The 18,755-nt window shown below is 40.7% G+C and carries 16 protein-coding genes; 1 reads left to right on the forward strand and 15 read right to left on the reverse strand.

Features of this window, described 5'->3' with window-relative positions; all coding sequences use genetic code 11:
* Positions 1-128 precede the first annotated feature (128 nt).
* The 7 genes from sdaAA to BLO53_RS01095 all read right to left on the reverse strand — a co-directional run bounded on the left by sdaAA (position 129) and on the right by BLO53_RS01095 (position 7,640).
* A complete protein-coding gene (gene sdaAA, locus BLO53_RS01065; protein ID WP_092058407.1) occupies positions 129-1,007 on the reverse strand; it encodes an L-serine ammonia-lyase, iron-sulfur-dependent, subunit alpha in 879 nt (292 codons plus the stop codon).
* A gap of 9 nt (positions 1,008-1,016) precedes the next feature.
* Entirely contained in the window at positions 1,017-1,685 is a 669-nt protein-coding gene (gene sdaAB, locus BLO53_RS01070) for an L-serine ammonia-lyase, iron-sulfur-dependent subunit beta (protein WP_092058409.1), read from the reverse strand.
* Positions 1,686-1,707: 22 nt separating this feature from the next.
* Complete coding sequence (locus BLO53_RS01075; protein WP_092058410.1) at positions 1,708-2,475, reverse strand: response regulator transcription factor; 768 nt, start codon at positions 2,473-2,475, stop codon at positions 1,708-1,710.
* 46 nt (positions 2,476-2,521) lie between these two features.
* Entirely contained in the window at positions 2,522-4,279 is a 1,758-nt protein-coding gene (locus BLO53_RS01080) for a cache domain-containing sensor histidine kinase (protein ID WP_092058412.1), read from the reverse strand.
* A 139-nt stretch (positions 4,280-4,418) separates the two neighbouring features.
* Positions 4,419-5,267 carry a carbohydrate ABC transporter permease gene (locus BLO53_RS01085; RefSeq protein WP_092058414.1) on the reverse strand — a complete coding sequence of 283 codons (849 nt, stop codon included), beginning with the start codon at positions 5,265-5,267 and terminating at the stop codon, positions 4,419-4,421.
* Positions 5,268-5,270: 3 nt separating this feature from the next.
* A complete protein-coding gene (locus tag BLO53_RS01090) occupies positions 5,271-6,167 on the reverse strand; it encodes a carbohydrate ABC transporter permease (protein ID WP_092058417.1) in 897 nt (298 codons plus the stop codon).
* 108 nt (positions 6,168-6,275) lie between these two features.
* Positions 6,276-7,640: an ABC transporter substrate-binding protein gene (locus tag BLO53_RS01095; RefSeq protein ID WP_176757101.1), complete on the reverse strand. Its 1,365-nt coding sequence runs from the start codon at positions 7,638-7,640 to the stop codon at positions 6,276-6,278.
* 542 nt (positions 7,641-8,182) lie between these two features.
* On the opposite strand from BLO53_RS01095, the gene BLO53_RS01100 reads away from it, so the two are divergent.
* Positions 8,183-9,994 (forward strand): hypothetical protein, encoded by a 1,812-nt coding sequence (locus BLO53_RS01100; RefSeq protein ID WP_092058421.1) that lies wholly within the window; start codon positions 8,183-8,185, stop codon positions 9,992-9,994.
* Positions 9,995-10,104: 110 nt separating this feature from the next.
* On the opposite strand, the gene BLO53_RS01105 is transcribed toward BLO53_RS01100, so the two are convergent.
* The 8 genes from BLO53_RS01105 to BLO53_RS01140 all read right to left on the reverse strand — a co-directional run bounded on the left by BLO53_RS01105 (position 10,105) and on the right by BLO53_RS01140 (position 18,727).
* On the reverse strand, positions 10,105-10,521 hold the full coding sequence (locus BLO53_RS01105) for a LysM peptidoglycan-binding domain-containing protein (RefSeq protein ID WP_092058423.1): 417 nt from the start codon (positions 10,519-10,521) through the stop codon (positions 10,105-10,107).
* Positions 10,522-10,636: 115 nt separating this feature from the next.
* A complete protein-coding gene (gene rho, locus BLO53_RS01110) occupies positions 10,637-12,130 on the reverse strand; it encodes a transcription termination factor Rho (protein ID WP_092058425.1) in 1,494 nt (497 codons plus the stop codon).
* 152 nt (positions 12,131-12,282) lie between these two features.
* The gene (locus BLO53_RS01115; RefSeq protein ID WP_092058427.1) at positions 12,283-13,131 is read right to left on the reverse strand and encodes a PHP domain-containing protein; all 849 of its coding nucleotides are present in this window, start codon (positions 13,129-13,131) and stop codon (positions 12,283-12,285) included.
* A 67-nt stretch (positions 13,132-13,198) separates the two neighbouring features.
* On the reverse strand, positions 13,199-14,005 hold the full coding sequence (locus tag BLO53_RS01120) for a Cof-type HAD-IIB family hydrolase (RefSeq protein WP_176757102.1): 807 nt from the start codon (positions 14,003-14,005) through the stop codon (positions 13,199-13,201).
* Between the two features lie 119 nt (positions 14,006-14,124).
* Positions 14,125-14,379 (reverse strand): hypothetical protein, encoded by a 255-nt coding sequence (locus BLO53_RS01125; protein WP_026488011.1) that lies wholly within the window; start codon positions 14,377-14,379, stop codon positions 14,125-14,127.
* 21 nt (positions 14,380-14,400) lie between these two features.
* Complete coding sequence (locus BLO53_RS01130; protein WP_026488012.1) at positions 14,401-14,988, reverse strand: Maf family protein; 588 nt, start codon at positions 14,986-14,988, stop codon at positions 14,401-14,403.
* Positions 14,989-15,001: 13 nt separating this feature from the next.
* Complete coding sequence (locus BLO53_RS01135; protein ID WP_092058431.1) at positions 15,002-17,161, reverse strand: RNA degradosome polyphosphate kinase; 2,160 nt, start codon at positions 17,159-17,161, stop codon at positions 15,002-15,004.
* 18 nt (positions 17,162-17,179) lie between these two features.
* On the reverse strand, positions 17,180-18,727 hold the full coding sequence (locus BLO53_RS01140) for a Ppx/GppA phosphatase family protein (RefSeq protein ID WP_092058433.1): 1,548 nt from the start codon (positions 18,725-18,727) through the stop codon (positions 17,180-17,182).
* Between the last annotated feature and the right edge of the window lie 28 nt (positions 18,728-18,755).

Here is an 18,755-nt window from a genome sequence, read left to right on the forward strand (position 1 = left end):
AGCACACCGAAAGATTTTATCTAATTAGTCCCCAATAAGTCAATCCTAAAAAAGAAAACATTTTGTGAACATCAAAAAGAAAACCGGTGCTATGCTTTTTGCACCGGCTCGTATTACTGACTATATTCTTATTCTCCAAAAACCTTGTCCCTGAGTTTCTTTCCAGTAGGAGTTGCCGCAAGTCCTCCCGCTGCTGTCTCCTTCAACGATAAAGGAAGCGCATCTCCAACCTCTTTCATTGCATCCAGACATTCATCTGCAGGAATCTTGGCATCTATCCCCGCAAGAACCATATCTGCACTTGAAAAAGCTATCATAAGGCCTGATGCATTTCTTTTGATGCAGGGAATCTCCACAAGTCCTGCAACAGGATCACAAACAAGTCCCATCTGACTTGAGATTGCAATAGCAAGAGCATCTGCACACTGCCTTGGAGAGCCGCCTCTAAGCTCCACTAAAGCTGCAGCAGCCATAGCCGCAGCACTTCCGCACTCTGCCTGGCATCCACCCTGAGCCCCAGCGATACTAGCCTTCTTGGCAATGACCATTCCAAAAGCAGAAGCTGTAAACATGCTCATAACTATAGCTTTTTCATCATAGCCCTTGTCTTCATAAAGACTCACAAGACATCCAGGAAGAATTCCGCAGCTTCCAGCTGTTGGCGCAGCCACGATTCTTCCCATGCTGGCATTACATCCAGCCGCAGCCAAAGACCTTGCTATAGCCTTTCCCATAAACTCTCCGCAAAGGCTCTCTTTTCCTTTGGCATACTCATTCATCAGGTATCCTTCGCCGCCAGTAAGGCCAGATGTTGACTTAAGATTTTTATCAAGCCCTGTCTTAACTGACTCCATCATTACCTGAAAGGCAAGTTCCATTTTCTCATATACTTCAAGCTCGTCCTTCTCCATGGCAAGTGCCTGGTCCTCAATTACAAGCTCGCTTATCTTAACATTCTTTTTCTCAGCTTGCATAACAAGCTCTTCTATTGACTCATATTTCAGCATTAACTATTCCTACACTCTCCTTATCAGGATGGCATTATTGACATGCTCAATTTCTCTGATCTCATCCACCAGCTCCTCTGGGGGATTACCATCTATCTCGATTGTCATGATAGCATCTCCGCCCTTCTCCTGCCTGGATAAATGGAAATTAGAAATATTAAGATCCTCATGTTCAAAATGCATCATATGGGTCACACTAGCTATAACCCCTGGCTTATCATCATGCATAACAAGAAGTGTATTGTTCTCTCCGTTAAATTCCACATTCATGCCATTTATCTGATTTACTAGAATATTACCGCCGCCAATACTGGCGCCCTGCATGGTTCCACTACTTCCATCCTCCAAAAAGAACCTGATCATAGCTGTATTGGGATGAGCACCCTTTATATTTTCCTTGGTAAAAGAGTACTCAATTCCCTTCTCATCTGCTATAGAGAGAGCATCTCTGATCTCCGGAGAATAGCTCTTAAAGCCCATGATTCCGGCAAGAAGTGCTCTGTCCGTTCCGTGTCCCTTATAGGTCTGGGCAAAAGAACCAGACAAAGTAATCTCAACTTTTTTAAGCTTCCTATTGTCTATCAACTTGTTAACAACTCTTCCAAGTCTCACTGCTCCTGCAGTATGAGAACTTGATGGTCCTATCATTACAGGGCCAATAATATCAAATACATTCATCCATAACCTCTTTTAAATATGCTCAGGCACTGGTATTCTGAGCGTTCACATAATCTGAATAACTCATGCCGGCATATTTTTTAAAGCACCTTCCAAAGTAATTGGGATCAGGTATCCCAACTTCAGATGCAGCCTGATACATTTTAACACGACTTTTGGCAATGTCCATCGCTTTTGTCATTCTGATACCAGTTAAATACTCTATAAAATTCTTGCCTGTATCCTGCTTGAACTTCCTCGATAAGTAACTTGCGCTAAATCCAAAGTGTTGGGCAATATAAGTCAGATTAAGCCCTGGATCTCCATAGTTTTCTTCCACATACTTTTTTATAACATCAGTGGAATCTCCCTTGGATGCATGACTTTCAAGAGTCTCTCCCTTACCCTCTTCCCAAAAGTCCGGAGAAACCATGAGTTTTTTCTTGACTCTCTCTAAGACCTCAGTGATCTCAGCCCTTACCATAGGCTTTAGCATATATTCAAATACAGGCAGGCTCACGCATTTTCTTGCATATTCAAACTGATCTATAGCAGTCATTATTATTATAACAAGATTTGGATACCTGCTGGTAGCAGTCTGAGTAAACTCTATTCCATCCATAAAAGGCATGGATATATCAACAAAAGCAATATCCGGCCTGATCTCATCTATAATATTGATTGCCTCAATTCCACTAGCAGCCTCTCCAACCACCTCCATATTAAGGCTCTCCCAGTCTATAGCCGCCCTCATAAGCTTTCTTGCCGACTGCTCATCATCAATGATCATAACCCTGTACTTTCTGTCCATACCCTTTTCCCCATACATTCTTACTCTAAATTAAAGCCATCCCCATTTATACGCCATAGGATTTGCCTACGTCTAAAACAAATTCAACCTCTGTATATTCCCCTATTTCACTCTCTATCCTGACAATATCATCCTTGCCCTCAAAGATTCTCATTCTGTGAATAGTTCCCCACAGGCCAAAGCTCTCTTCTTCAGACCTGTTCTCTGGATTTTCAGTAGAAAGAACTCTCGTAATCTCCTCACTACTCATCCCAACGCCTGTATCCCTCACCGACAGATGAAGGCATCCGCCTGCAATGTAGCTTTTTATCCTGATGACACCAGGCTCCCCTTTCTGCCTGATCCCGTGATAGATGCTATTCTCTACAAGAGGCTGCAGGATAAGCTTGGGAACTACCAGTTTCATAGTATCCTCAGCTATATCATATTCATCCTCTATTATGTCCCCATACCTTAGCTTTTGCAGTGAAAGATAGTCCTTGACTATGCATATTTCCCTTGATAGCGGGATTTCCCTGTCTCCCTTACTAAGGAAATTCCTATAAAAGCTCCCCAAAGTTTCAAGTGCATCGTGAACCTTGTCAGCTCCAGCATCAAGTGCGAGAAAGCCAATAGTCTCTATTGAATTATAAAGAAAATGCGGCTTTATCTGTTCCTGCAGAACTCGCATCTGCGCTTTCTGAAGCGTTTTCTCTTTGTCTATCAAAGTTACAATAAGCTCATTAACATGATCTATAAGAGAATTGTAATCCCCCTTTAAAAGCTCTAGCTCAGTAGAAGGCATCTCCACATCAATCTTCTTAAGATCTCCGGATCGCTTGTTCTTATCCATGCTGGCAGAAAGTTCCAGCACAGGATCTGTTATATTTTTCCTGATAAAGTTCCCAACAAAAAAGGCCATTATCATAAATATCAGCAAAAGAACTAATAAAACATATAGCATCCTAAAGGGAATTCCCTCAGTGCTAAAAGGCGCCGCCCTAAGTAAAACTATTGGATAGTCTCCTACCCTTCCTCCGGATAAGAGCATTCTCTCGCCGTCAACAGACACATCCTTAAATTTTATCTTATCTGAGGCAAAAGAACTGTCATAAAATCCTGCTATGCTACTGTTTCCCGCGAGGCAAGTTCCATCTGTTCCCATAATGCAGATGTTCCTATAGCCCAGGGAAGAAAGCATCATATCAAAGATTCCTGGTGATATATTCATAAGCATGATTCCTTTTTGTTTCTGAGAATCAATGTCATATATAGCTCTTCCAATAGTTACAAAAGGCCTGTTATCTGACTTTTTGGCCACGCCATTACTATTTAAGGAAACTACAGCGCTGCCTCTTGCCTCGCAGATATCTTTTTTCCACTCATCGCCGCCTAAAACCTCATTATCAAATTTATAAGTAAATCTGTTGGTTGTAGCCAGGATCAGGTCTTCTCTTATTACCATGACACAGTCCACACCCTCAGTAACGTTCAAAACATCCATAATGCCATATCTGGCATCGTTTATCATACCAATATCAACGCTGTCACCATCTGCGCGCAGAAACTTTACAAGTCTATCCTCAGTCATGATGATGCGAGACAATTCCATGTATTTTACGATATCTGCGTTTATGTTACTCGAGAGAGTCTTGGTAATACTCTCCGCTTCCTGAACAGCGTAGCTTCTCTGCTCTCTCTCAACTATAAAATACGTGGAAATCAAAAAAGAAATAGTTACAACAAGTATAAGACCAAGAATTCCCCTCTGAAGACTCTCTGATAAGGAACTCTTTTTTCTGAAGCGCCACAAAAACTTCCCCATTACTCACCCCGTTTTCGCTTTCCCCAAAAGCATTCTTTTTCCTAATAAAATACCACTTTTTGGCCTGTGAATAAAGACAAAAAAAGAACGAAAAAACAGGCCCAGCACTGACTCTGAGCCTGTAATCCCTGTCTGCCTCTTAGCCCTTTACTGCGCCAGCAATAAAGCTTGCCTGAATTTTTCTGGAAAGAAAGAGGTAAACAATGAGGGTTGGGAATGTCGCAATCGCAAGAGCCGCTCCTATAGGGCCCCAGTCTGTAGTATACTGGCCCGATAGAGCCTTGATACCAACAGGAAGTGTTCTGTGCTTGGAATCAGAAATAAATACGTTAGCAAACATAAACTCGTTCCAGCACTGCAAATATGAGTAAATACCCACAGTAGAAACCGCCGGTTTCATAAGTGGAAGAATAATCTTAAAGAATGTTCCGAAAAGTCCGCATCCGTCAATTCTTGCAGCCTCATCCAATGCAAAAGGAATTTCTGACATAAAACCTGTACAGATAAGAATTGCCATGGACAGGGCAAAGGCTGAATACGGTACAATCAGCGTTGAATACTTATTAAGCCAGTGTGCCTTGGACATTACTACATAAACAGGAACAATAGAAGCCTGAATAGGAATTGTAAGTCCCAGCATAAAAAATGCATTTGTAAGCCCACTAAACTTCCATTTGATTCTTGTTATTGCATAACATGCCATCATGGCTGCCATTATAGATATGGCAATAGCAAGTGTAGTAACTAGCAAACTGTTAAAAAAATACAATGCCATATTACCAGTATTAAGGGCTGAAGAATAATTTGACCACAGCCAGTGTTTAGGAAGTCCTATGATATTTTCACCAAATATTTCCTCATTAGACTTAAGAGAAAAAGTAAACATGAAATAAATGGGGAAAAGATTTATGACAGCCCAGATAACAAGGAAAATGTTAATGATCACCTTGATAACGGGACTTTCTTCTTTTAAAGTATAGCTCTCCATCTCTTACTCATCCCTTTCTTTAAATGCTGCGCTGATAAGAAGTGCAAAAGCAAAGCACAAAAGAATCAGCATTACAGAAATAGTACTTCCCATTCCGTATCTGTTTCTCAAAAACAGCATATTTTCAAGAAGCGTACTAGGTACTTCTGTAGACTGGAATGGACCGCCCTCTGTGAGAATACGTACAAGGTCATAGGTCTTAAGCGAACCTGTAACAGCAAAAATGACACTAACCCTTAAAATAGGCTTGATTATAGGAATGACAACGTATCTGTCAACTTGCCACTTTGTTGCTCCATCGAGCATAGCTGCTTCCCTAAGGTCCAGATCAACACCTTTAACACCTGCGTACATTAAAAGCATATGGTATCCTACGTACTGCCAGACAGTAGGTACTATAATACTTCCAAGAGCAGTCTTTATATCTCCAACCCAAACATGCTTCCAGCTCTCAAGATGCACAGCATCAAGGAATCTGTTAAGAAGACCGTAGTCTGGATTATAGATTTTGAGCCATAACTGACCAATTACAACAGTTGAAATAAGTACTGGCATAAAGAAAATTGAAAGAAAAGTTCTTTCTTTTCTAGTCTCATGTCTTCCAAGAATAAGAGCAAGCATTAGAGCTAGTGGAAGTTGCACAAACACTGAGAAAAAAGCCAGTATAAGAGAATTCTTAAGAGAATTCACAAATTTAATAGATCCATTAGTAAACAGTTCTATATAGTTATCAAAACCAATGAAGGTTCCTTCAGAAAAACCGTTCCAATCGAACATGCTTCTGTAAACTGATACAGCAATTGGCGCAATCAGAATGCTGATAAACAGAAACAGTCCGGGAAGAAGAAATACGAAAATAGCCAAGCCCTCTTCTATTTTCCTCTTTTTCTTTTCACTCATACCCAATCCTCACCAATAGTAAATTCTTTTAAAAGGGCCCTTCCCCGCTTCCCGAGTGGGAGGTAAGGAAGGACCAAAGAGATGGAAAAAATAATTATTTATAAACTTTTATCTTATATCCTTAGCAAGACCCTCTATAAACTGATCTCCGTTAACCTGGCATCCATAAACCTGATCTACATATGAAAGATATGTGTTTGCAGAATCAGCATCCATAGCTGTATCGCCAAAGAGAACGAATGTATCAGCATTTGCACAGATATCAGCTACAGTCTGTGTAAGAGGATTGATAGTGCTTGTGTCGCCATAAGGTGTCCAAGCTGGAAGTCCGCATCCATCAAGGTATCCATAGTGGCAGATGAGCTTACCAAGCTCCATAGCATACTCAGCAGCGATCTCAGCGTTAGGTGAAGAAGCTGCTACAGCAAGTGTATCTGAAGGTCCACCGATAAGCTGGCCAAGTTTAGCCTTGTCAGAGTTGATAACTGGGAACTCAGCAACCTTAACCTTAGGAAGGAACTCAGCGTTTGATGCAAAATCTGCGCAGTTCCATGTACCATTCATGTAGAAAGCATATTTGCCAGCAATAAAGTTGTTCTTAACTTCGTCATTTGTAAGGCCGATTCCTGAAGGATCGAAGTAGCCGTTGTTTACAAGTGTCTGGAATGTATCTACAGCAGCTGCAACGTCAGGATTGTTCCATGTATCTCTTCCAAGGAAAATATCGTTAAGAGTATCAGCACCTACACTCTTCTCAATAACTGACTCAAGATACTCTGTTACGCACCATGTCTCTTTACCAGCACATCCGAAAGGAATGATTCCTTTTTCCTTAAGTGCATCACAGCAAGCGATGAACTCTTCATATGTTCCAGGAACCTCTGTGTAACCAACTTCTGCAAGAAGATCCATGTTAGCAAAAAGACCAACGATGTTCATTGTTGTAGGAACGCCGTAGTGCTTGCCATCATAAGTTGTATTTCCAAGCATATTCTCAGGAAGCTCACTTGCAAACTTTGGATAAACATCATCGAGGCAATAAACCTTGCCAGCATCTACAAAGTCGCCAAGGAATGCGCATGACCATGTAAAGAAGATATCAGGCATCTCGTTAGCTGAAACAGCAGCTTTGATCTTAGTCTTGTAGGACTGGTTCTCAAATGCTTCCCAGTTAAGAGTGATGTTAGGATATTTCTCAGCCATTTCAGCGATAGCTGCTTCATATGCATGACGGTTAGAGTCACTCTCTGTAGCAATACACCACATGTTAAGTGTGATCTGCTCGTCTGTAGGAATAGCTGCAGCCTCAGTACTTTCTGTCTGCTCAGCTGCTGGTGCTGTCTCTGTAGTATCAGCCTTAGTTTCTGTCTGAGTGTTGTCAGATGTTTCTGCTGCTGGTGCCTGTGATCCGCATCCGAAGATTGAGAATGTCATAAGACCAGCCATGAGAATAGACGCTATACGTTTCTTCATTTTCATACCTCTCCTTATTTAATTAAATCACGTTCACTTTGTAAGCTCAGGCGCATGCAACCCAAACTCTTTATAAATAGAATATAGAATATTCATGAACTTTATTGAATGTAAATCTTTTACCTCATCAAGCACTATTTTTACTTTTTAACAAAAAATGTCTTTTTGGCATCATTTTTTTGAACTATATGCACAAATAGATTTAAAATATTTCTGATTGCTCTAAAAAATCTAGTAATCTTTACATGCGAAAACGTTTTAAAAATATAAGTTTATATCCAGTTTAACCAACAGATGTTTATACGTTTCCACGACATTGCATTTTCTTTTAACACTTACTTTTTCTTATTTCACCATATAAGCAAATTATCCCGGCTATTCTTTCATATCTAAATATATATTCTCTATTATCAAAGTTTTAGAATTAAGCTCAGGTCAGCAAATTTTTATAATAAAACTTATATACGTTGAGTTTTTTTGAATATTTTGCTAAAATATTGTGGTTTCGTGTAGAAACATATGCGGAAGGAGAAATATGAAAAATGAGCGAAATGAAATTTGATCCTGTTACAGGACAGCCAATCAATCAGCCAACTGCTCAGCCCGGTGTTCAGCCAGGTATGCAGCAGCCAAATATGGGGCAGCCAGTTGTAAACGGTCCTAAATTCGACCCGGTTACTGGCAAGCCAATACAGCCTGCTATGCCTCAGGGCGGAATGCAGCAGCCAAACATGCAGCAGCCAGGAGGAGCACCTAAGTTCAATCCAGTTACAGGCCAGCCTATGCAGCCTGGTATGCCTCAGAACGGAATGCCTCAGCCTGGTATGCAGAGAGGACCTGCAGCAAACGATCCTAAGTTTGATCCAGTTACAGGTCAGCCTATTCAGATGCAGCGTGTTCCACAGCAGGGTAACGGTGGAATGAAATTTGATCCTAAGACAGGCCAGCCTATGCAGCCTGGTATGCCTCAGAACGGCGGAAACAAGGGTGGCAACAAGACAGGCCTTATCCTTGGAGTAGTAATTGCCGCAGTTCTCGTTCTTGGAATTGGCGGTTTTGCACTTGCTAATGGTTCCAAGAAGAAAGCAGCTCCTGAAATCGATGAGCCAATTGTAGAGGCTTCTATCGAAGATCCAGTCGAGGAAGAAGAAATTGCAGCTGTAGAAGCTACTTCAGAAGAAGATGCAGCTGTAGAAGCTACCACAGAAGAAACTGAAGAACCTAAGGAAGAAACAAAGGTTGCAAAGAGTAATGTAGAAGTTGATCCTTCAAGCCTCTTCTCTTTCAACTTTGACGGAACTGACTATTCACTTCCAATGCCTATCTCAGACCTTATTGCAGATGGCTGGCAGTATAATGATGATAACGATGCCAAGAAGCAGCTTGCAACAAGCCAGGATGAATACATTTACCTTCAGGTTCCTGGTGATACATCAAGAAACCACGTAACTGTATATGTCAAGAACTTCTCTAACAATGCTATGGCTCTTGGTGACTGCTACGTTACAAAGGTAGAACTTGATGACTACACAATGCACAAGCTTGGCAAGACAGTTACAGTTCAGAATGGTGCTATCACACTTGGTGTGAGCAAGGCTGAAGATGTAAAGGCAGTTCTTGGCGAAGCTGACAACGAGTACGACGGATCTTCAGGAAGTAAGTCTCTTACATACTATGGTGAGCATGACAACTACGGAATCGATTCTTCTGTAAGATTCTATTTTGGCGATACCAAGTTACTCACTTCTATCAATATTGAGAACGATGTTGAGCCAGAAGACTTTGTACAGGCAGAAGTATCTGATGAAACACCTGATTACCTTTCAGCTTATGTAGAACCCAAGGAACTTGGATCAGATCCTCTCTCAGGAAACGTACAGATTGACAAGAAGGTCTATAATCTTCCTTGCCCAATGCAGAAGTTCCTTGACAATGGATGGAGCTACAATGTAAGTGATGATACTCTTGGTGCCGGACAGAGATGTCTTGTTCCTGTTTCAATCGGCGACGACAGAATTTACCTTGAGGCTGTTAACCCTATGGATTATGCAGTACATCTCAATAACACAATTGTTGTAGCCGTACAGGTTAACGTATACAGCCGTACAAAGCTTGATTTCCAGATTCCTGGCGGAATCAACATTTCTTCAACTGATGATGATATCAAGAAGTTCCTTGAGAGCAACAAGATTGAAAACTACGAGTACAAAAAGGATTACAAGAAATACACTATTCCTCTTGATCAGAAAGATTCATTAGACAGATGTGATAATTATATCAAGTTTGATATGGATGATGATGGAACAATAGATGGCTTCGAAGTTCAGAACTATGGCTGGTTATTGGAAGACTAACATTTAAATGATATAAAGAAAAAGAAAGAGATTGGATGCGTCCAATCTCTTTTCTTTTTACATTCATATAGTTCATGACTTATTTCATTAATAAGTACTGCTAACATTAATTATTTATATTCATCATAGTAAGGTACTACTATGCTCTCTCCCGCCTTTATCACATCAGGATCATATAACTGATTAATACTGCAGATTTCTGACACAAAGTGCTCTAAGTCTTCATACTCCTGACTATCATAGAATCTGCCTGCAATGCTGCTAAGATTATCCCCTGCATGAACAGTTACAACCTTATAATACTTGCATTTCGGAATATAATTCTCATTCTGTGCTTCCAATTTAATAGAGTTCCTAAAGAAAAGCAAAAGAAAGATTACCGCAGTTACAAATAGTGCCAATACCATTTTCTGGCGTCTTACTATCCTTAGTCTTCTCTTCTTATTCTCGTATATCCTAAGTTCACTCTTTGATAAAAACCTTGGATCATTATAAAGACTTGCTGCTTCCATCAATGCCTTTGTCATAACACTTTACCTCCAAAATAAAGAAAAAACCTTGTGCAACAATACATACCCTTCATTTCTGATAGGTATATATTGCCACACAAGGTGGTCATTATTTTGGACAGCTCAAAGCATGTTAAAATCTAACTTGTTTCTCTACCATGCGAACAAACTCAGTATTGTTCCTGGTCTTGGAGAAGAGGTTGATACACTGGTCTACTGCATCATCAGCCTTCATGCCATTGAAGCCCTTTCTCAGGCTATTGATAGCCGCAAGCTCTTCTGGTGTAAGAAGAAGATCCTCTCTTCTGGTACTGGACTTAGGAATATTGATAGCAGGGAAGATTCTCTTCTCCTGAAGCTTTCTATCAAGAACCATTTCCATGTTACCAGTTCCCTTGAATTCCTCGTAGATAACATCATCCATCTTGGAACCTGTCTCAATAAGAGCAGTTGCAAGAATTGTAAGACTTCCGCCCTCTCTCATATTTCTGGCAGCGCCAAAGAATTTCTTGGGCATATGAAGCGCTGCTGGGTCAAGACCACCAGAAAGTGTTCTTCCTGAAGGAGGAACAACAATATTATAGGCACGTGTAAGTCTTGTAATAGAATCAAGAAGAATTGCTACATCCTTGCCATGTTCAACAAGGCGTTTTGCTCTCTCCATAACCATCTCTGCTACTCTCTTGTGATGCTCAGGAAGTTCATCGAAAGTTGAGTAAATAACTTCTGCGTTAGGGCCCTCGATTGACTCCTTGATATCAGTAACTTCCTCTGGTCTCTCATCGATCAGGAGAATAATAAGATGGATATTACTGTCATTTCTAAGAATTGACTTGGCAACTTCCTTGAGAAGTGTAGTCTTACCAGCCTTAGGAGGTGATACAATCATACCTCTCTGTCCCTTACCAATAGGGCTTATAAGATCCATGATTCTCATTGCCACAGAACTTCCAGGCTGCTCAAGCTTAATTCTGGAATTTGGGAAAATAGGTGTCATGTTCTCAAAGTTCCATCTTCCCATAGCAACTTCTGGTCTGTATCCATTTACTGAATCAAGTCTTGAAAGAGCTGCAAATTTATCAGTCTCCTTCTTGGCTCTGCATCTTCCCTTTAAGATATCACCAGTCTTAAGATTAAATTTTCTGATAAGGCTTGGAGCAACGTATACATCATTTTCTCCAGGAAGATAATTCTCACATCTGATGAATCCATAGCCGTCCTGCATAACTTCAAGGATACCATTTGCGTCATCACCATCTGCAAGCTCTTCTGCCTCTTCCCTTGCTCCTTCTGAAGTAGGAGCTGCATCCTTAGTCTTTTCTGGTCTGTCAACTCTTTCAGGTTTCTCAGCCTTAGGAGCCTCTTTGCGCTCAACCGCCTCACCTCTGCTAAAAGCTTCCTTGTTATTTGTCACAACAATGTTTTTCTTCTTATGAAGTGGCTTCTTTTCCTCTGAAGCAGTCTCTTTTTCCTGAGATTCAGTCTTTTTAGCAGCTTCCTTCTCATCAAGTTCGCACATAAGGTCTATGATTTCAGACTTCTTAAGTGCTGTAGCGCCCTTAATGCCACGCTTTTTGGCAATGTCACGAAGGTCATTAAGTTTAAGTGTTTCGTATCTTTCTCTCAAAATATCTCCATTTCCGTGGGCAACTATCTACACCACACATAATATATAAAACTCTAGTTCAATGGGATTAATAAACGACCGCAAATCATTGCATTTGTTTAAGAACTAAAACGATATGTCTTGTGGTATATTACATCATTATTATTTTTTAGTCAACTATATTTTTTTATTTGTTCCAAAATATTTTCAGGAACGAACAATTTGCCCATGCCAACCCCCAGATCTATCTTGGGTTTATTGTCTCCATGGAAGTCAGATCCTCCACTTATAAGTAGGCCATGGCGCTCTGCAAGTTCCTTCATCTGTCTTTCTTCGTATGCTTCATAGGTTGAATAGATAGCTTCAAGTCCTGCAAGTCCTACCTCCATAAGACGAACTACAAGGGCTTCTAACTTAGCATCACTCATATGATATAAAACAGGGTGAGCCAGAATAGGAACTCCGCCATTTTTAACAATGGCTTCAATTGCCATTTCAGGAGTAATATTTTCTCTTGGTACATAATAGGGGCAGTCATCTCCTATGAATCTGTCAAATACTTCCTGTTTGCTTGATACATAGCCCTTTTCCAGCATGTACTTAGCAAAGTGAGCTCTTGTTATAACTGTCTTTGGAAACATCTCAGTAAGTATTTCATAGCTGATGTCTATACCTGCCTCATCACGCAGTTTCTCGCACATCTTTATATTTCTCTGGATTCTGGAATTCATGTAGGAATCGATAGTATCAAGAAACTCCTGATCCTTGTAGTTCACATAAAGACCAACTACATGGACATCTTTTCCCTCATTTACAGTTGAAAACTCAATTCCTGGCACAAACTCCATGTCAGGATATTTTTCTTTTACGTAAGTATCTGCTCTCTCTAGCCCCTTTACCGTATCATGATCAGTAAGAGCAATCGCTGCAAGCCCCTTTTCATGGGCATAGTCCATAAGCTCTTCAACGCTAAAAGTTCCGTCAGAGCAGGTTGAATGTGTATGTAAATCTATAGCTTTCATCAAATTTCTCCTATTGTCATTTATTCCCGTACTCTTCCAAATACAGAGATAAAATCAGTCTTTTTAATCAAATAGCATCCAAAATAAACCGGGCAAGACCATCATGATTGTTATCTTCACTAGTTATAACATCTGCGCTTTTCTTGACCAGGTCTGTTCCATTTATCATGGCAATTCCGCAGCCTGCTGCTTCTATCATTGAAATGTCGTTCTGTTCATCACCAGCAGCATAAGTGTTCTCTACAGGAATTCCCAAGATGTCTGCAAGTCTTTTTACTGCACTTCCCTTTCCGGCTTCTGATGGGAATATCTCCATGTAATAAGGATTAGAATACAAAAGAGTAAGTTTCCCTTTTGTAAGTTCATGAAGGGCTTTTCTAAATCTCTCCTGCTTGTCATGGTCATGAAGCTCAATTGCAATCATTTTGGAGGGAGCCGTTTTCAAATATGGCATCACATCATCTGCAACTATAAGCGGTGTCTTAATAACCCTTCTGTAATAGTCCATGCACTCCCCATCATGTCTTGATACGATATGAGTCTCGTTATATGTATGGCAATGGATTCCATACTCCTCGGCCAGATCAAGGATCTGTGGCACCATTTCAAGAGGCACTCCCGTCTTATAAACGTATTTATCTTCATCTACGCTATATATCTCTGTTCCGTTAGAGCCGCATAAAAAACTTCCCTTAAAATCAAGTCCAAGGCCATTATAAACTGCCTTGGCAGAATCAATTGCTCTTCCTGTATTGATGCAAAAGTGGTTGCCTGCATCTGTAAATTTCCTGAGAGCCTCCATGGTTTTTGGGGTAATGACCTTGTCTTTATTAAGTAGTGTCCCATCAAGGTCGAAGAAAAAAATCTTACTCACGAAAATATAAAATCTCCAATCATAATTTGTGTCAGTACGCTAATTGCTGCCTATAAACGAACAAAGTCTTTACCTGCTGTTTCAAAACAGGTAAAGACCAAATAGCAAAACAATAGGCGTCATCCCTCAACTATAAGGTATCTGCCATCTCCAATATCAAAAACCTCATCGGCATCAAGCACATTGCTGCCTTCCGTATCAACTCCGGTCTCCTCAAAATATTCTTCTACCTCATCGACACCATCGACAACCACAGCCATACAGTCCTCAAGGAAGGCCTCGGCCTCCTCCATATTCGATGCTACATCCTCAGGGAAAAGCTGACCCTGATTCTCCAAAAAACATCTAAGAACTGCTTCATCATATTCGTGCATAAAAAGTCCTCCGTAACTTCTTTATAATAGCCGTAATTTCTGCATTTCGTGATAGAGCCTCGCTATTGGAAGTCCAACAACATTATAGTAATCGCCTCTGATACCATTTATAAAGATTGCAAACTGTCCCTGGACTCCGTAGCCTCCTGCCTTGTCGTCCGGTTCTCCTGTAGCAACATAGTCAAGTATCTCCTGCTCTGTCATAGGTGCTACATCCACAAAGGTTTCCTCGTGGAAGGTAAAGCTCTTTTCCTTGCCCTCTTCATCTGTGTAGAAGCATGTAACTCCAGTAAACACGGAATGGGCATTTCCTGATAAGTTCCTTATCATATCCGCAGCGTCGTTGCGGTTCTTGGGTTTTCCAAGCACTTTACGATTATATGATACAACGGTGTCTGCGCCGATTACAACTAGTCTATCTGTATCATTCGTTAAAATTTTGTGAAAAATCTCGGAAGCTTTTTGAAAAGACAACTCCTCAACAATCTTACTTGGATCATCGGAGTTTATTATCTCCTCTCCCTGTGCAGGGATAACTTCGTACTCCGGGATTACCTTTGAAAGCAGCTCTTTTCTTCTAGGAGATCCCGATGCTAAAACATATCTCATATCTTTCTTTCCTTTAAACCTTCATTTCCGGTATAAACACCCTTGAATTCTGAGTGCTTAAAACCTTAGAATTTCGAACAGCTTCATCTCCAAACTGTTTCTGGGAATTAACCCTTTCTGATGCATCAAGCTTCTTATTATCAACCTTGATATAATTGCCATTTTCGTCCATAACATGAGCCTTGTCGGTATCTGCAAGCTCAACTGACAAAATGTGCCATAGTTTCTCACGCAGTTTCTCATTCTCAACAGGGAAAAGAATCTCCACGCGCCTTTCCAGGTTTCGCGGCATCCAGTCCGCGCTACTTGCGTAGTACTCAGGAATTCCGCCATTTTCAAAATAGAATATCCTGCTATGTTCAAGGTAATTGCCAACTATTGATCTGACTGTGATATTCTCACTAACTCCGGGAATTCCTGTCCTAAGACAGCATATACCTCTTACTATAAGATCAATCTTAACTCCCATTGAGCTTGCCTTGTAGAGCTCCGCAATAACATCCTTGTGGCATATTGAATTCATCTTGGCAATGATTCTTGCGCTCTCACCATTTTTAGCATGCTCTTCTTCTCTTTTTATAAGGTCAATTATCCTGTCCTTGAGCCATAAAGGTGCCAGGGAGAGTTTATTCCAGCCAAGAGGTTCAGAATATCCTGAGAGCATATTAAACACAGCTGTAGCGTCCTCGCCAAATGCGGGAGCACAGGTAAAAAGACCTACATCTGTATACTGCTTGGCTGTGGAATCATTGTAGTTACCAGTAGCAAGATGAACATATCTCTTTATTCCGTCATCTTCTCTTCTGACAACAAGAGTAATCTTACAGTGGGTCTTAAGGCCAACAAGTCCATAGATAACGTGACATCCGGCTTTTTCAAGCATCTTGGCCCAGACTATATTGTTTTCCTCATCAAATCTGGCCTTGAGCTCAACTAGAACAGTCACCTGTTTGCCATTGTCAGCTGCCTTGGCCAGGGCTGCAATGATAGGCGAATTACCACTTACTCTGTAAAGAGTCTGCTTGATAGCCAGTACATCCGGGTCTACAGCAGCTCTTTCTACAAACTTGACGACATTTTCAAAGGTCTCATAGGGGTGATGCATCAGAATATCGCCCTTACTGATGACTTCAAATATATTGTCGTCCTGCTCAAACTCAGGTACTGGTGCAGGAGCATTATACCTGTGTTCTTTTAGATGGTCAAATCCCTCAAGCTTATACATCTTCATAAGAAAAGTCAGATCCAGCGGCCCGTCTATGTTATAAATCTCATTTTCTTCAACATTTAGTTCATCAGTAATGAGCTTTAAAAGCTTTTTATTTATGCCAGCTTCAACTTCAAGTCTAATTGCCTGCCCCCACTGACGGCGTTTTATCTGTTTTTCAATCTCTTTTAAAAGATCCTCCGCCTCATCCTCGTCAATAGACAGATCGGCATTTCTACCAACTCTGTAGGGCGAACTTGTAATAACATCATAGTTTAAAAAGAGCCTTGAAATATTCTTCTGTATTATATCCTCCAAAAAGATAACCTTGCGGACAGAATCTTCACCGCCGTTTCCAGGTATTTCAAGAACTCTTGGAAGTACGTTTGGGACCTGCACGGTAGCAAAATCGACGTCATCTTTGCCCTCTTTTTTCTTAAGAAGAGCTGCTATATTCAAGGTCTTATTTCTGATAAGAGGAAATGGCCTTGAGGAATCGACAGCCATCGGTGTCAGAACAGGATACACAAATTCATCAAAATACCTGTCCACATACTCCCTGTCTTTACCTATAAGATCTTCTGCCTTGCAGATCATAAGCCCATTTGCCAAAAGAGCTGGCACAAGCTCTTTATTGTAGATCTCATACTGCTTGTCTACAAAGTCATGAACATGCCTTAGAACCTCTTCAAGCTGCTCAGTAGCTGTCATGCCAGCTATATCAAGCTTTTTGTAATCTGCATTTATCATGTCTTTGAGGGATGCAACTCTGACCATAAAAAATTCATCAAGATTGCTGGCAGAGATGCTTAGAAACTTAAGTTTCTCAAATAAAGGATTATCAGAATCCTCAGCCTCTGACAGGACTCTTTCATTAAACTTAAGCCAGCTAAGCTCCCTGTTTATGTAGTATTTAGGATTTTCAAAATCTGCACTTTTTTTGTTTTTCTCTTTTATCTTTGCCATAAATAACCCCTCGATTTCTTATAGCATTTTCTTTTGCCTGATTACTGGTCTTATACCAAATACTTCCTCGAAAAAGGCTGCTCTGTTGTTAAAAAGTCCCTTTTCAAGAGTAATATCTGCCTTGGTATCAACAGTAATAACAAGCTCATCATCCTCAAGTTTTACCTTGACATCTCTAAATTTCTGTTTGTGAGTTCTGTCAAGGCCGTTGGCGGCTCTAAGTATCGCAGTTAGTTTGGCAACTCTCAGATAATCTTCTCTTGAGATCCCTTCCATATAACGACTAGGTGAGCCAAAATACTCAAACTCTTCGTGATTATACCTGACAATATTAGCAACCATCAGTCTTTCCAAATGGGAAAGCCCTATGATCTCCGTAGACATTATGATGTTATAAGAACAATCCCCCAGGTATACTACGCTTATATACTTGCCACAATCATGAAGGATAGTTGCAATCTGTAAAAGAAGTCTGTCTCTTTTTCCAAGTCCATGAAGCTCTTTAGTATTATCAAAGATTGTAAGGGCAATCTTTTGAAGGGTTTCTCTTCTGGACTTACTGCCCATGAATCTCTTGGAAATGTTCTGGGCACAAGCCACAATGTCCTGTTCAAAGTCATGTGGCGACTTGATAAAATTCTTACGCTCTGCGTATTCGTAAGCAATGCCATCGCAGAGTGTGATACCTGGAGCCCAGATATTAGAAGCATTTGTGGCATCAAGGATACACTTTATAAGAACTCCGGATACATACAATAGAGGGACATTATCCTCTGGAATATTCAGCTTTTTAGCTACTACAATGTCACTTACCTGATTGGCCTGAGATAGGAAACCTAAATATTCCTGAGTTGTTATATAGCCATCGCTCTTTCCCTCCTTGCTAAATCTCTGCACAAGAGGAGAAACATAGTCATCTATAACTATTATGTTGTCTATTGAGTTGTCCTTCAGGTATAGCTTGGAAAAAACAGATAGCTGGGAATTTACCAACTCTGAGACCAGCTCCATATACTTAAGCCTCGGAGCATGAACAAGCTCCATGGTGGTATGGATCCTGAGCACACCAGTCTTTAGGTTCTGAGTTGCCACAAGGGTATCCTTTTCGAAAAGAGATATCTGAATGCTGCCACCACCAATATCTACAATGGCTGTTGGCTTTGCAATGATTTCTTTAAAGAAGCCGTGTTTAAGGGCAATAGATTTATAGTCAAGGAACCTCTGCTCGGAGTTGCTTAAAATATCGATTCTGATACCTGTTCTCTGCTGAATAAGGTCGCGCACTACCTCAATATCTCTGGTCTCTCTGACAGCACTAGTACCATAGGCCTGATAATGTGTCACGCCATAGCTCTTCATGATCTGTCTGAAATCCAGAAGAATCCTTATCATCTCTTCTACATGTCTGTGTGAGATCCTGCCGGTAGCATAGGTCTCACTACCAAGGTCCATTCGGTGCCTTACATAGTCAAGCTCTCTGACGCCATTTTTATGGGAAAGCTCAAAAACTTTTAGCGCCATTTCATAGGATCCCACGTCAATTGCAGCAAAAACCTCTCCTGTCATATTTGCCCCTCAATGAATAAATATTCCC

This window comes from Butyrivibrio sp. INlla14, assembly GCF_900102515.1.
In the GTDB taxonomy this organism is placed as follows: domain Bacteria; phylum Bacillota; class Clostridia; order Lachnospirales; family Lachnospiraceae; genus Butyrivibrio.

Coding starts and splice junctions, on each gene's coding strand:
- BLO53_RS01105 (WP_092058423.1), bottom strand. CDS start 10,521: ATGACAAAGGCATTGATGGAAGCAGCAAGTCTTTATAATGATCCAAGG.
- BLO53_RS01095 (WP_176757101.1), bottom strand. CDS start 7,640: ATGAAGAAACGTATAGCGTCTATTCTCATGGCTGGTCTTATGACATTC.
- BLO53_RS01135 (WP_092058431.1), bottom strand. CDS start 17,161: ATGGCAAAGATAAAAGAGAAAAACAAAAAAAGTGCAGATTTTGAAAAT.
- sdaAB (WP_092058409.1), bottom strand. CDS start 1,685: ATGAATGTATTTGATATTATTGGCCCTGTAATGATAGGACCATCAAGT.
- BLO53_RS01125 (WP_026488011.1), bottom strand. CDS start 14,379: ATGCACGAATATGATGAAGCAGTTCTTAGATGTTTTTTGGAGAATCAG.
- BLO53_RS01115 (WP_092058427.1), bottom strand. CDS start 13,131: ATGAAAGCTATAGATTTACATACACATTCAACCTGCTCTGACGGAACT.
- BLO53_RS01100 (WP_092058421.1), top strand. CDS start 8,183: ATGAGCGAAATGAAATTTGATCCTGTTACAGGACAGCCAATCAATCAG.
- BLO53_RS01075 (WP_092058410.1), bottom strand. CDS start 2,475: ATGGACAGAAAGTACAGGGTTATGATCATTGATGATGAGCAGTCGGCA.
- BLO53_RS01085 (WP_092058414.1), bottom strand. CDS start 5,267: ATGGAGAGCTATACTTTAAAAGAAGAAAGTCCCGTTATCAAGGTGATC.
- BLO53_RS01090 (WP_092058417.1), bottom strand. CDS start 6,167: ATGAGTGAAAAGAAAAAGAGGAAAATAGAAGAGGGCTTGGCTATTTTC.
- BLO53_RS01140 (WP_092058433.1), bottom strand. CDS start 18,727: ATGACAGGAGAGGTTTTTGCTGCAATTGACGTGGGATCCTATGAAATG.
- BLO53_RS01080 (WP_092058412.1), bottom strand. CDS start 4,279: ATGGGGAAGTTTTTGTGGCGCTTCAGAAAAAAGAGTTCCTTATCAGAG.
- sdaAA (WP_092058407.1), bottom strand. CDS start 1,007: ATGCTGAAATATGAGTCAATAGAAGAGCTTGTTATGCAAGCTGAGAAA.
- BLO53_RS01130 (WP_026488012.1), bottom strand. CDS start 14,988: ATGAGATATGTTTTAGCATCGGGATCTCCTAGAAGAAAAGAGCTGCTT.